General features: G+C 57.6%; 11 protein-coding genes. 10 read left to right on the forward strand and 1 reads right to left on the reverse strand.

The window, feature by feature from the left end; translation table 11 throughout:
* Positions 1–65: 65 nt before the first annotated feature.
* Positions 66–2,126 carry a sigma-54-dependent Fis family transcriptional regulator gene (locus THI_RS02275; protein WP_231836481.1) on the reverse strand — a complete coding sequence of 687 codons (2,061 nt, stop codon included), beginning with the start codon at positions 2,124–2,126 and terminating at the stop codon, positions 66–68.
* 213 nt (positions 2,127–2,339) lie between these two features.
* Between THI_RS02275 and adh the strand changes: the two genes are divergently transcribed.
* From adh to pqqE, 10 genes are all read left to right on the forward strand, one after another.
* Positions 2,340–3,860, forward strand: coding sequence for an aldehyde dehydrogenase (gene adh / locus THI_RS02280; RefSeq protein ID WP_013104608.1), 1,521 nt, complete (start codon positions 2,340–2,342; stop codon positions 3,858–3,860).
* Between the two features lie 103 nt (positions 3,861–3,963).
* A complete protein-coding gene (locus THI_RS18275) occupies positions 3,964–4,377 on the forward strand; it encodes a DUF779 domain-containing protein (protein ID WP_013104609.1) in 414 nt (137 codons plus the stop codon).
* Positions 4,378–4,551: 174 nt separating this feature from the next.
* Entirely contained in the window at positions 4,552–6,231 is a 1,680-nt protein-coding gene (locus THI_RS02285; RefSeq protein ID WP_231836483.1) for a PQQ-dependent dehydrogenase, methanol/ethanol family, read from the forward strand.
* Positions 6,232–6,283: 52 nt separating this feature from the next.
* Positions 6,284–7,495 carry a c-type cytochrome gene (locus THI_RS18280; RefSeq protein WP_162097919.1) on the forward strand — a complete coding sequence of 404 codons (1,212 nt, stop codon included), beginning with the start codon at positions 6,284–6,286 and terminating at the stop codon, positions 7,493–7,495.
* Positions 7,496–7,662: 167 nt separating this feature from the next.
* Complete coding sequence (locus tag THI_RS02295) at positions 7,663–9,636, forward strand: TonB-dependent receptor family protein (RefSeq protein ID WP_231836330.1); 1,974 nt, start codon at positions 7,663–7,665, stop codon at positions 9,634–9,636.
* 114 nt (positions 9,637–9,750) lie between these two features.
* The gene (gene pqqA, locus THI_RS18285; RefSeq protein WP_013104613.1) at positions 9,751–9,825 is read left to right on the forward strand and encodes a pyrroloquinoline quinone precursor peptide PqqA; all 75 of its coding nucleotides are present in this window, start codon (positions 9,751–9,753) and stop codon (positions 9,823–9,825) included.
* Between the two features lie 61 nt (positions 9,826–9,886).
* Positions 9,887–10,804 carry a pyrroloquinoline quinone biosynthesis protein PqqB gene (gene pqqB / locus THI_RS02300; RefSeq protein ID WP_013104614.1) on the forward strand — a complete coding sequence of 306 codons (918 nt, stop codon included), beginning with the start codon at positions 9,887–9,889 and terminating at the stop codon, positions 10,802–10,804.
* Positions 10,805–10,817: 13 nt separating this feature from the next.
* Positions 10,818–11,531, forward strand: coding sequence for a pyrroloquinoline-quinone synthase PqqC (pqqC, locus tag THI_RS02305; protein WP_013104615.1), 714 nt, complete (start codon positions 10,818–10,820; stop codon positions 11,529–11,531).
* Positions 11,528–11,818 carry a pyrroloquinoline quinone biosynthesis peptide chaperone PqqD gene (gene pqqD / locus THI_RS02310; protein WP_013104616.1) on the forward strand — a complete coding sequence of 97 codons (291 nt, stop codon included), beginning with the start codon at positions 11,528–11,530 and terminating at the stop codon, positions 11,816–11,818. Before pqqC ends, pqqD begins: the two co-directional genes overlap by 4 nt.
* Complete coding sequence (pqqE, locus tag THI_RS02315) at positions 11,815–12,933, forward strand: pyrroloquinoline quinone biosynthesis protein PqqE (RefSeq protein WP_013104617.1); 1,119 nt, start codon at positions 11,815–11,817, stop codon at positions 12,931–12,933. Before pqqD ends, pqqE begins: the two co-directional genes overlap by 4 nt.
* The last annotated feature ends 14 nt before the right edge of the window (positions 12,934–12,947 follow it).

The following is a 12,947-nucleotide window of genomic DNA, read 5'->3' on the forward strand; positions in this document are numbered from 1 at the left end:
GAATTGGGATCCTTGCACAACGAGGAATGAGCCTGAGCGAAGGTTGAGAGGCAGGCACTGACGCCCTACTTTTGTATTACGTGCCGGTAAAGCGTGCTGCGATGCACCCCTAACAGCCGCGCAGCGCGGCTGACGTTGCCGCCGCAGGACGCGATTGCTGCATGAATCGCGGTGTCGGTCATGGCGCGCAACGGAACTGGGGACGTTGTGGCTCCTTCCCACTCAGCATCCGGGCGCGTCAGCGCGCTTGACGGCGAGGGTGGCTGTTGGTGATGTGTTCGCCAGTCGCGCCGAATCTCATTGGGGAGATCGGCAAGCTCGATGCAACTCCCAGGTTCGGCCAGCGCCAGAAGCGTCTGCGCGACGGCAACGAGTTGCCGCCAGTTGCCTGGCCATGAATAGTCCAAGAGCGCATCGCGCGCCTGCGGACTGAGGCGGAGCCTGCCGGAAGGCAGGATGGTCTGCAGCAGTTCGTCAATGTGCGCCTTGGCGTCGGCATGCTCCCGCAGCGCTGGCAAGTCGACTACGAAGTGCTGCAGGCGATAGTACAGATCGCTTCGGAAACGCCCCTCGGCGGCCATCCTCCTAAGATCGCGATGGGTGGCACACATCAGCACAAAGTCCACGCTCTGCTGGCGCCCGCCACCAAGCGCCTTGACTTCATGATCCTGCAAGACCCGGAGGAGCCGGGCCTGCATCGACAACGGCATGTCCCCGATCTCATCCAGAAACAAGACGCCGCCGTGCGCCTCTCGAATCTGTCCCGCCTGACCCTTGCGTCGGGCGCCGGTGAATGCACCCTCCTCGTAGCCGAAAAGTTCGGCCTCGATCAGGCCTTCCGGAATTGCAGCGCAATTGACCGCGACAAAAGGCCCTTGGCTTCGCTGGCTAGCCTGGTGGACCTGCCTGGCAAACACTTCCTTGCCGACGCCCGACTCCCCCAGGATCAGGACCGGAATGCCGCAGTCCAGGACACGCACCGCGCGTTGCCGTTGTGCCTCTCTCTGCGGGTCGACGATGATGGGCGGTTTAGACGAGGGGATTTGGCGGACCTGCTCTGTGGATTCTTGCTCAACGGCCAGGGTGAGGCGATTCGAGGCGCTCTTGGGACCGACCCAGCCTGAAGCCCACGATGCTGATTGCCCTGGCCGTACGAGCCAGGGGTGAAGAGCGAGTTCAAACTGCTCCCGGTCGGTCGCAGGCAAGGCGCTAAACAGATCATCGACAAATCGGCCACGCAACTGTTCGAACGTCATCCCGAGGGCGCGCATCGCGGCGCGATTGGCGCCGACAATCGTTGCATTTCGGATCCACAGTAGAGCTTCGCGATGTGAGCCGATCAGGGCCGGGTCGCGTGCAAAGCGCAGGATTTCGGTATGCGCAGGACAATTGTCCATCGCCATGCGGTGTTCGATCATCTGCCCTGCCATGCGCACAAGACCCACAGTCTGGGCTTGAATGCAGCGCGGATCGCCCGAAACATCCAGCACGCCCAGAACCTGCCCTTCCGAGCCCAGCAGCGGTGCGGCGGTGCAGCCCAAGGCGCCGTTTTGTTCGAGGTAATGCTGGAGTCCAAGAACGGTGATCGGCGAGCATTCCGTCAGCGCCGTACCAATCGCATTGGTCCCCCGCTGGACTTCGGACCATTCGACGCCTGGCATCAACGCCACGCGCTGGGCCTTGTTCATGAACACATCGGATCCCGCTGCATCGAGAATCATGCCCTGTGGGTCGGCCAGCAGCACCATCACCCGTGAGGGTGACAGCGCTTCGGCCAAAGCCTCCAGCTCGGGCAGCGCGTGTCGGCGCAGCTGCCCCTGCGCGTCGCGCCGGGCTAACAACGCCTCTTGCGCCAGGGGTTCGGGAGTCCCACTGAGTGAGCAGGGCAGAGCAGAGCACCGCCGCCATGACCTTGCAATCAGCTCTGGCACCGAGCCCTGCGGATCGCTTCCATCTTCAAAAAAACGCTGTCGCGCCAACTGCAATGTGGTCGACAGCGTGGCGATTCCCGCGCTGTCCACTGGCCTGGACTGGTGCATGTCTGTCTCCTGAGCTGGCGTGCCATCGAGGTCGTGGCAACCAATCTTGTATTGGCAAAGTGTCGCACTCGACAGCCGCCATGTCACCTGTTGCAAGATGCGACGCTTGAGTGATGCGAATCGCGAATACAGCGCGAGGGCCCGTCTCCGGGTAACACCGGAGGCCTTCATCTAAGTGCTTGTTCTTGAACGCCTCAGATGTATCTTGATGTAAGAGACGGTGTTGGCACGGTTCCTGATAACGATGAGAGCACTGCATCTGCAGCGCAGCGCTTTTCCCAACAATCTCAGGAGACCTTCATGGATATGCTTGAACCCGGTAAGTTTGGTACCGCTGTTGCCTTCAAAAAGCGTTACGGCAACTACATTGGCGGCGAATGGGTTGCCCCTGCCGGTGGCCAATATTTCGAAAACATTTCGCCCGTTACTGGCAGGCCGTTCTGCGAGATCCCGCGTTCGACCGCACCCGATATCGAACATGCGCTCGATGCGGCGCACAAGGCTAAAGGAGCCTGGGGCCGCACATCGCCCACGGACCGGGCAAATATCCTGAACAAGATTGCCGACCGTATGGAAGCCAATCTCCCCATGCTGGCTGCCGCCGAGACCTGGGACAACGGAAAACCCATCCGCGAAACAACGCTGGCGGATCTGCCCCTCGCTGTCGATCACTTCCGCTATTTCGCGTCGTGCGTGCGTTCCCAGGAAGGTGGCATCAGCGAGATTGACCATGACACCTACGCCTACCACTACCACGAGCCGATCGGCGTGGTTGGGCAGATCATTCCCTGGAACTTTCCGATTCTGATGGCAGTCTGGAAACTGGCGCCCGCGTTGGCTGCGGGAAACTGCGTTGTGCTCAAGCCCGCCGAGCAAACGCCGGTGTCCATCCTGGTGCTCGTGGAATTGGTCGGGGACCTCCTGCCTCCGGGCGTCCTCAACGTGGTCAACGGCTTCGGCCTGGAAGCGGGCAAGCCATTGGCATCGAGCAGCCGCATCGGCAAGATCGCCTTCACGGGCGAGACGACCACCGGCCGCCTGATTTCGCAGTATGCGAGCCAGAACCTGATTCCCGTGACACTGGAACTGGGTGGCAAATCGCCGAACATCTTCTTTGCCGATGTGATGGACAAGGACGATGGCTACTTCGACAAGGCGCTTGAAGGCTTCGCGATGTTCGCGCTCAACCAGGGTGAAGTCTGCACCTGCCCGTCGCGCGCGTTGATCCAGGAGTCGATCTATGACCGATTCATGGAGCGCGCAATCAAGCGCGTAGCAGCAATCAAGCAGGGAAATCCGCTGGATATGGACACCATGATCGGCGCGCAGGCGTCAAGCGAGCAACTGGAGAAGATCGTTTCATATCTCGACATTGGCAAACAGGAGGGTGCCCAGGTGCTGATTGGCGGTGAGCGCAACAAACTCCCGGGAGACCTCGAAGGCGGCTATTACGTCAAGCCCACGGTCTTCAAAGGGAACAACAAAATGCGCATTTTCCAGGAGGAGATCTTCGGCCCTGTCCTGTCCGTTACCACCTTCAAGGACGAGGAAGAAGCACTGGAAATCGCTAATGACACGCTGTATGGACTGGGCTCGGGGGTCTGGACGCGCGACATGAATCGGGCGTTCCGCATGGGCCGCGGCATCCAGGCTGGCCGCGTCTGGACGAATTGCTACCACCTTTACCCTGCCCATGCGGCATTCGGTGGTTACAAGCAATCGGGTATCGGACGCGAAAACCACAAGATGATGCTCGACCATTATCAGCAGACCAAGAACCTGCTAGTGAGCTACAGCGAAAGCAAACTGGGCTTCTTTTGAAGAGCGCCACGTGGCTGCGCGCTAACGCGAGTGGCGACTCAGGCGAACAGCAGCCCTTGCATTTCGCACGCAGCAACGTATCACGCCTTACGGATGCCCAGTAATGAACACCGAGCACATCTTGCGAAACCCATCCGCGACAGCATTGACAGTCCCGCAAGTCGTGGCAACCCCAGCGACGCTAGAACTGATCGCCAAACTCAAAGCGGTCCACGGTGATTTGATGTTTCACCAGTCAGGCGGCTGTTGTGATGGCAGCGCTCCGATGTGCTTTCCTGCGGGAGAGTTTTTTGTTGGGGATGCTGACCGACTTTTGGGCGTGATCGGCGGGGTACCATTCTATATTGGATTTGCTCAGTTTGAATATTGGAAGCATACCCAGCTCATTATTGACGTTGTTCCTGGTCGAGGAGGGATGTTTTCCCTTGAGGGTGCAACGGGGCTACGTTTCCTTACACGATCTCGAATTTTTGGAGAGGACGAATGGGAAATTTTGAAAAAGGAGGGCCGCATCTAGTAAACGAAGAATTTAAAATAAATTATAAGGGAACTCCCTAGTTGATCTTTAGTTGTTCATCGAGTGCGTTAAACACGACTGTGGCGGCTGACTGCAGATTTTTTATAATTTAATCCATCACGTAAGGAGCAAGAAATGCTAATTCAGAATAGCGGAAATGCAAGATTATTGAGTATGACATTGGCCGTTTTCTGCCTGTCTATTGGGTATGCGCCAGCTGCAACGACAGAGTACCCGGCAGTCACACAGCAGAGGCTTGATGACGCACACAAAAGTACGGATTGGTTGACGTACTATCATTCCTACGGTGGTGAAAGTAATTCACCAGCGACACAAATTGACCCGAGGAATGTCAAAAACTTAAAAATGGTTTGGTCGCACAAATTTCCGGCAGATCTAACGCAAGGTTTCGAGGCAACACCAATCGTCAATGGAAATTTCATGTTTGTGACGACTCCTAAGGATCACGTGTATGCCTTCGATGCCACCACAGGTAAAAAGCTATGGAGTTATGATCCACAACTCCCTCAAATTGCCTACAAAACAGTATGTTGTGATGTTGTAAACCGCGGCGTGGCCTTATATAAGGATAGCTTATATGTGGCAATGCTGAGTGGCGAAGTCGCTTCCTTTAACGCACAGGATGGCCAAATCAACTGGAAGAAACAACTTTTTGATCCAGGCATTGGCTATGCTTTCTCCTTAGCGCCACTCGCCGCTAATGGAAATATCTATGTGGGCAGTGCTGGAGGCGAATATGGCGCGCGCGGATTTATTGCGGCGCTTGATGCGCATACTGGCGACACCGTTTGGAAAAAATATACAGTGCCGTCACCCGATGAAAAATACGGCGACACTTGGCCAAAGGGCATGTACACGCACTCGGGCTCTCCCGCATGGCTGACCGGAACGTACGATCCTGAAAACCAAACACTTTACTGGGGCGTTGGTAACCCTGGGCCTTGGCTTGCAGAACTTCGCCCCGGGAAAAACCTCTATTCTGACTCGCTATTGGCGATCAACGCTGGGAACGGGGACATTAAATGGCACTTCCAGTACACACAACATGACTCCTGGGATTATGACGGCGTAAATACAGCAATCAGGGCGAAAATCAATTACCAGGGCAAAGAATACGATGCTCTTATTCATGCTGACAGAAATGGATATTTTATCGCCCTAGATCAGAAAACTGGTAAGTTGATTTACGCAAAGCCGTTTGTTAAGACAACGTCTGTCCTTGGCTATAACAAGGAGGGCGAGTCAATTAATAATCCGAAGTCCTATCCGAAGGTAGGCGAGACGATCCATACCTGCCCTCAATTCCTCGGAGGCAAAAATTGGTGGTCAATGGCATACGATCCGAAGACGCATATTGTCGTCGTTCCTTCGTTGCACGCTTGCGGTACTTACACGGGTTCAAAGGTTAGTTATATGCAAGGGCTGCCCTACTTGGGCGAAGGGTTCTCAATCTACCCTGAGCCGGGAAGCAAGGGGTATGGCGAAGTTCAGGGAATTGATGTCAATACCGGCAAGAAGGTATGGGGACATTGGAGCAAGATGCCTTGGAACGGTGGCGTAACCACTACAGCCAGCGGCATCGCCTTTACGGGGTCGCTAGAAGGCCATCTCTATGCTTTCGAAACCAAGACTGGTAAGGTGCTTTGGAAGAGCCCAAAACTCGCAAGCGGAATCGTTGCGCAACCTTCTGTGTATGAGGTGGACGGAAAAGAGTATGTCGCAATTTTGGCCGGATATGGTGGTGCGAATCCGATTTGGGGCGGCCCAATGGCGACCATGACCAAGAACGTACCTCGTGGCGGCACGTTGTATGTTTTCAGCCTCAATAATTAAGGGCTATCGATTTCAAGGGGCGCCGCTGGCGCCCCATTTTAAGGATTTCCAAATGTTGCGATTAACAATGACAGCTACAATCCTGTCCACAGTCGGGTTTTTTTATGTCGCGCCGCTGGCGCATGCCATGGAAAACCATCCAGTGAAGTTATGCACGTTTCCCTTGAGTCCAACGAAGTCACTGGACATTGACGTAGCCAGAGCGGTATTTAAAGATTTATCTATACCCTATCGGACCGTCGATTTGACGAAGGATCTTGGCAATCGATCGACATCCAAATTTGCTATAGCAGAGCTTCTGAAATCAAAATGTGATGTATTTTCTGGAATTCCTATATTGAAAGAGGATTTGCAGTTCAAAAACGGGATGGCTGTTTCGGCTCCTTATTTGACGGTGGAATTCGTTAAATTCAGTAATCCCGATGCGAAGGTGGCGGCCGATGGTCGTGGCACTGTTGCGGTGGCCTACGAAACACCAGGGCAACTCATCGCCGCAGAGGAAGGGGACAAGAATTTCGATGTAGAAAATACGACCAAGGATGTGATTGATGCTGTGGTGAGCGGTAAGGCAGAGTATGGAATTGGCTGGTATCCAAGCCTTCTAAAATACGAAAATTCGCATCATAGCGTCCATTTTTCGCTGATGACGACAAAATCCAAGGTTTCAAATTGGCATCTTAGTTTTGTGGCCGATGCCAGGAATACAATATTGATTTCGAAAATTTCGAGGGCGTTGGGGCGGCTTTCGAACGATGTCGCTTTTCAAAAAATGGTCAAGCCTTGGGCGATAGCTTCGCATGCGGCAACTATTTCTTCAGCTGGTGTGGGCTCGATACAGCCTGCGGTGTTTGTCTATAAGGCCGGAAATATAAAAAATGGCTACAGACTGATCGACGTTTCCGACAATGGCGGATCCACAGGGAATCAAGCAAATTTCGCCCAGAGTCAGGTCGGCCCTGGGAAAAAACTGTATGCGGCCGAATGCGCTCAGTGCCATGGAGATAACCTACAGGGCCATACTGCGCCTGCATTGAAGGGACCTGGGTTCGCTCCAACGAATAATTCGACCATGACGATCGGTGGAATTTTTCTTTACATGATGACCAATATGCCGGCAGACAAGCCTGGTAAGCTCAAGCCAAAACAATATGCAGACATAATGGCATTTTTGTTGCACGCAAACGGGTATATGCCCAATGGCAAGAAACTAGACCCCAGCGCTGTGCAGGACGATCAGCAAGAATTCGATTCCTTCGTCCAATGAAGCGTCAATCAAGGAAGGGTAAGGCTCTGGCGTTCTGGGCGGGTTTCGCTGTAGTTTTTAGCGTTCAGCAGAGCGAGGCCAAGGCTGCTTCGCAGGTTGTCGTTACTGTGCCATCGGCAGACTCTAGTTCGACTCGGCCCTTGATTGCTGCGCAACAACTTGCCCCGGTGACGGTTCAAGGGGTGGCGTACGGCGCTAATGCTGTATCGCTGCCCTCGACCATCAGCATCCTGGGGCAGCGGGCGCTGACGCAGGGCCAGCCCCAGGTCAACCTGTCAGAGAGCCTGGGACAGGTCCCTGGGCTCATTGTCAACAACCGGCAGGACTACGCCCAGGACATGCAACTGTCCATTCGCGGGTTTGGTGCTGACGCACCCTTCGGCGTGCAGGGGGTGTACATGACCCTGGACGGCATTCCCCTGACCATGCCTGACGGCCAGGGCCAGTCGCAGATCATCAACCTGCCCACCCTGGGCGGTATGAAGATCATCAAGGGCCCGTTCGCCGCGCTTTACGGCAACGCCGCCGGTGGCGTGATTCAGGCGTACACCCGCGACCCGCCCGAACCTCCCAGTCTGAGCCTGCGCACCTGGGCAGGTGACTGGGGCTCGCACCAGACCACCCTGATCGGCGGCGGCGTCAGTGGTGGCGTAAGCGGCATTGCCGGTCTCACCGACTTTCGCACCGACGGCTGGCGCCAGCACAGCGCCGCCACGCGACGCCAGTTCAACGGCGTCCTGCACTGGAACCCGCACGCCGACGACCAGTTCAGCCTGGTGTTCAACGCACTGAACCAGGACGCGCTCGACCCGGCTGGGCTGACACGCGCCGAGTTGCAGCAGAACCCGCGCCAGGTCGACCCCGCCATCTTGAAGTTCAATACCCGCAAGAGCGTGCGCAACCGCCAGACCGGGCTGGTATGGGAGCACCGCTTCGATGCCGACAACACCTTGCGCATGAGCGCCTACGGCGGCACCCGGCGCATCAAGCAATACCTGCCCTTCACCGGCAACTTCGGCGTGTCCGCCGGCGGCGTGGTCGATCTGCACGACTATTTCAGTGGCACCACCGCCGACTACACCCACAGCGGCGAACTCGCCGCGCGCCGCTACACCCTAGCCGCGGGCCTGAGCTACGGCCGCATGAACGAATACCGCAAGGGTTTTGTCAACGATTTCGGCGTGCAGGGCGCGCTGCGCAACGACCAGTACAACACCGTCGACAACTTCGCCCAGTACATGCAGGCGCATTGGGAACTGACCTCTCGGCTGTCGGTCAGCGGCGGGCTGCGCCACGACGCGGTGCGCTTCAACTCCACCCCGGGCACCGACGCCCCGCTGTCGGCCGGCACGGGCGGCAATGCGCGCTATTCCAGCACCGATCCGGTGATCGGTCTGTTGTACAAGCTCGACGCACACAACCGCATCTACGCCGACTATGGCCACGGCTTTGTCACTCCCACGTTCTACCAACTCGCCTATCGCCCCGACGGCCAGCCCGGCCTGAATTTCGCGCTGCAGCCCATGCACCTGCGCAACGCCGAGGTGGGGTGGCGCGGCCACTTCGGCAACCTGCGCGCGGAGGCGTCGGTGTATGACATCACCACAGACAACCAGATTGTCGTGTTCTCGTCGAGCGGCGGGCGCACCACTTATTCCAACGCCGGCAAGACGCGGCGCTACGGCACCGACCTGAGCCTGGACGCCGCGCTGCCCGCCCACTTGAGCGCGCGCCTAGCGTACAGCTACCTGCACGTGCGCTTTGCCGGCGGCCCCTACGACGGCAACACCCTGCCCGGGGCGCCGGCGCAGCAGTTTTACGCCGGGTTGACCTGGCGTCCGCCTCTGCAAAGCGCCGCGCTGCAGGGCTTCTACACCACGCTGTCGGCGCTGGTGCGCAGCCAGGTGTTCGTCGACGCGAAGAACAGCGCCGCCGCGCAGGGCTATGGCGTGCTCAATTGGGCCACAGGAATCGAGCAGCACCACGGACCCTGGCGGCTGTCCGAATTCCTGCGGGTGGACAACCTGCTCAACCGAAACTATGTGGCTGCTGTGGTCATCGCCGATAGCAACGGCCGCTATTACGAGGCCGCTCCGGGACGCAACGCCATCGTGGGCGTGCAGGTCACTAGGGAGTTTTGAATGATGTGGCAGCAAGAGATCAAGCCCATCGCAACCCAGCATTCCTCAGCATGGTGCTGCGGAGTCGTAAGTCGGCCGCTACCGCGTCCGGCGCTTTCAAACAGGAGACTGAAAATGAAGTGGACCAAACCTAGCTTTATCGATATGCGCTTCGGTTTTGAAATCACCATGTACATCGCAACCCGCTGATCGGAAGAAAGGCAGCGATATGGCGCGAACCGCCATACCGCTGTCTCGAGGCCTTATTCTCATGAAGATTCATGTGCTTGGTTCTGCTGCAGGCGGCGGTTTCCCACAGTGGAATTGCAACTGCGCGAATTGCGACGGCCTACGCAGCGGCACGATCCGCGCATCCAGAAGAACGCAGTCCTCGATCGCGCTGAGCGCCGACGGCGGCGACTGGATCGTCTTCAACACCTCGCCCGACATCCTCCAACAAATTCGGGCTTTTCCTGCACTGCAGCCCGGGCGTCGACTGCGCGACACAGGAATTCGCGCCATTGTCCTGATCGATGCGCAAATTGACCACACGACCGGACTCTACATGCTGCGTGAAAGCAGCAAACCTCTCGATATCTGGTGTACCGAGCAGGTTCGAGACGACCTGCGCAACGGTAATCCGATCTTCGATATTTTGGAACACTACTGCAAGGTGACTTGGCATGTGATGCCTATCGATGGTTCAGGCTTCGAGATCGAGGGCATCGGCGACCTGCATTTTGCCGCAGTGCCGTTGCGCAGCAAAGCGCCGCCATATTCGCCGCACCGGGAGAATCCTCATCCCGGCGACAACGTCGGCATCACCATCCGTGACCGCCGCACCGCGCGCACCGCCTTCTATGCTCCTGGACTGGCCGATATCGAGCCCCACGTCTGGCACGCGATGCGCAGCGCAGACTGCGTCCTCGTCGACGGGACCTTCTGGACCCATGACGAAATGATCCGCCTGGGGGTGGGCACCAAGACCGCGGTGGAGATCGGACACCTTCCGCAGTCCGGCCCGGGGGGCATGATCGAGCATCTCTCGCGCCTCCCGGCGCAAACGCGCAAGCTGCTGATCCATATCAACAACACCAATCCCATCCTCGACGAAGACAGCCTGCAGCGCGCCGAACTGACGGCGCGGAACATCGAGGTCTGTCACGACGGTCTGGATATCCAACTGTAGGAACCCTCACACCATGAACGCCCTTGCACAGCCCGGCAGACCGTGGAGTCGCGAGCAGTTCGAAGCACAACTGCGCCAGAAGGGAAAGTCTTATCACATCCACCATCCTTTCAACGTTATGCTCAATACGGGAAAGGCGTCGCGCGAGCAAATCCAGGGGTGGGTGGCAAACCGGTATTGCTATCAGCTCGCAATCCCGATCAAGGATGCGTCGATCCTGTCCAATTGCCCCGACCGCGACGTGCGGCGCGGGTGGATCCAGCGCATTCTCGACCACGATGGCTATGGAGGCGACCCGGGCGGAATCGAGGCCTGGGTTCGACTCGGACTCGCCGTAGGGCTGAGCCGCGAAGAAATGAAGGATCAGCGGCACGTCATTCCGGGGGTCCGCTTCGCTGTCGACGCCTATGTGAACTTCTGTCGCCGGCAGCCGTGGCAGGAGGCCGTATGTTCCTCGCTGACCGAGCTATTCGCATCGGCGATCCACAGTGAACGTCTTGCCACCTGGCCCGAAAACTATCCGTGGATCGAGGCGGATGGCCTGCAGTACTTTCGCAATCGAACGACTCAGTCCCGCCGCGATGTGGAGCAAGGGCTGACGCTGACTCTCGACCACTTCGACACCAGCGAGCTGCAGCAACGGGCTCTGGACATCCTGCAGTTCAAGCTCGACGTGCTCTGGCAGATGAACGATGCCATGGCATTGAGGTACAAGGTGCCGCTATGAGAGACGAACGACTCCCTGACTCTGCCGATCCACGGCGTCCCGGCTTGAATCCGAGATTCCGCCTCCAATGGGAAGAGGCGCAGCAGGCCTGGGTTCTGCTGTATCCAGAGGGCATGGTGAAGCTCAATGGCAGTGCAGGCGAAATCATGACGCGATGCGATGGCGTCCGCTCCGTGGGCGACATCGTGGCGGACCTCGAGGCTGCTTTCGGCGAAGCCGATCTCGCCCCGGATGTTGCACAGTTCTTTCAGATCGCTTCGCAACAAGGCTGGCTGCAATGGACATGACACCTCCTGTCGGCCCACCGCTCTGGATCCTTGCCGAGTTGACCTACCGCTGCCCGCTGCACTGTGCCTTTTGCTACAACCCGGTCGATTTTGCACGGCACGACCAGGAAATCTCCACCGACGACTGGCTGAGGGTCCTTCAACAGGGGCGCGCCCTGGGTGCCGTGCAGTGTGGTTTCTCCGGTGGAGAACCTCTGCTTCGCGACGATCTCGAAGTCCTTGTCGCCGAAGCGCATCGACTCGGCTACTACACGAATCTGCTGACTTCGGGGGTGGGACTGACCTCGCGGCGCGCAGACGCGCTTAAGGCCGCCGGACTCGATCACATCCAGCTCTCCTTTCAGGACTCGACACGCGAGATTAATGATTTTCTTTCACATACACGGACCTTTGAACTCAAGGAGCGCGTCGCCAGACTGATCAAGGACAACGGCTGGCCGATGGTCATGAATGTGGTGATCCACCGTCTCAACATCGATCACATCGACCGCATCATTGAAATGGCCGCGGATCTCGGCGCCGAGTATCTCGAACTCGCCAACGCCCAGTATTACGCGTGGGCGCAGGTCAATCGGGCCCATCTTTTGCCCACTCGGGAGCAGGTGCAACGGGCAGAGGACGTCACCAATGCTTGGCGCCAGCGACTGGGCGACAAGATGCGCGTCTTCTTAGTCGTTCCAGACTATTACGAAAGCCGTCCGAAGAAGTGCATGAACGGATGGGGCAATGTATTTCTGACTGTTGCTCCGGACGGTACCGTCTTGCCTTGCCATACGGCACGCATGCTTCCAGGACTCGAATTTCCCAAAGTGGGCGAGATGACGCTGCGCGAGATCTGGTTTGAATCCGAGGGATTCAACCGCTACCGCGGATCGTCCTGGATGAAAGACCCATGCCGGGACTGCGATGAACGGGAAAAGGATTGGGGCGGATGCCGTTGCCAAGCGTACATGCTCGCAGGAGATCCTGCCGCGGCGGATCCGGTCTGTGCGAAATCGCCAGTCCATCAGGTCGTCGAGGCCGCGGTGGCGAAAGCCGGGAGTGTAGCTTCGTCCGAACACCCCCTTGTGTTCCGGAGTGCCGATCAGTCGCGTCGACTCCAACGCATGTTTTGAGTCCAAGCACTACG

Origin of the sequence: Thiomonas arsenitoxydans (assembly GCF_000253115.1) — a bacterium.
Lineage (GTDB): Bacteria > Pseudomonadota > Gammaproteobacteria > Burkholderiales > Burkholderiaceae_C > Thiomonas > Thiomonas arsenitoxydans.

Bases quoted from the DNA above. Each gene is read 5' to 3' on its own strand.
- adh (WP_013104608.1), top strand. From the start codon at position 2,340: ATGGATATGCTTGAACCCGGTAAGTTTGGTACCGCTGTTGCCTTCAAA.
- THI_RS18275 (WP_013104609.1), top strand. From the start codon at position 3,964: ATGAACACCGAGCACATCTTGCGAAACCCATCCGCGACAGCATTGACA.
- THI_RS02285 (WP_231836483.1), top strand. From the start codon at position 4,552: ATGACATTGGCCGTTTTCTGCCTGTCTATTGGGTATGCGCCAGCTGCA.
- THI_RS18280 (WP_162097919.1), top strand. From the start codon at position 6,284: ATGTTGCGATTAACAATGACAGCTACAATCCTGTCCACAGTCGGGTTT.
- pqqB (WP_013104614.1), top strand. From the start codon at position 9,887: ATGAAGATTCATGTGCTTGGTTCTGCTGCAGGCGGCGGTTTCCCACAG.
- pqqC (WP_013104615.1), top strand. From the start codon at position 10,818: ATGAACGCCCTTGCACAGCCCGGCAGACCGTGGAGTCGCGAGCAGTTC.
- pqqD (WP_013104616.1), top strand. From the start codon at position 11,528: ATGAGAGACGAACGACTCCCTGACTCTGCCGATCCACGGCGTCCCGGC.
- pqqE (WP_013104617.1), top strand. From the start codon at position 11,815: ATGACACCTCCTGTCGGCCCACCGCTCTGGATCCTTGCCGAGTTGACC.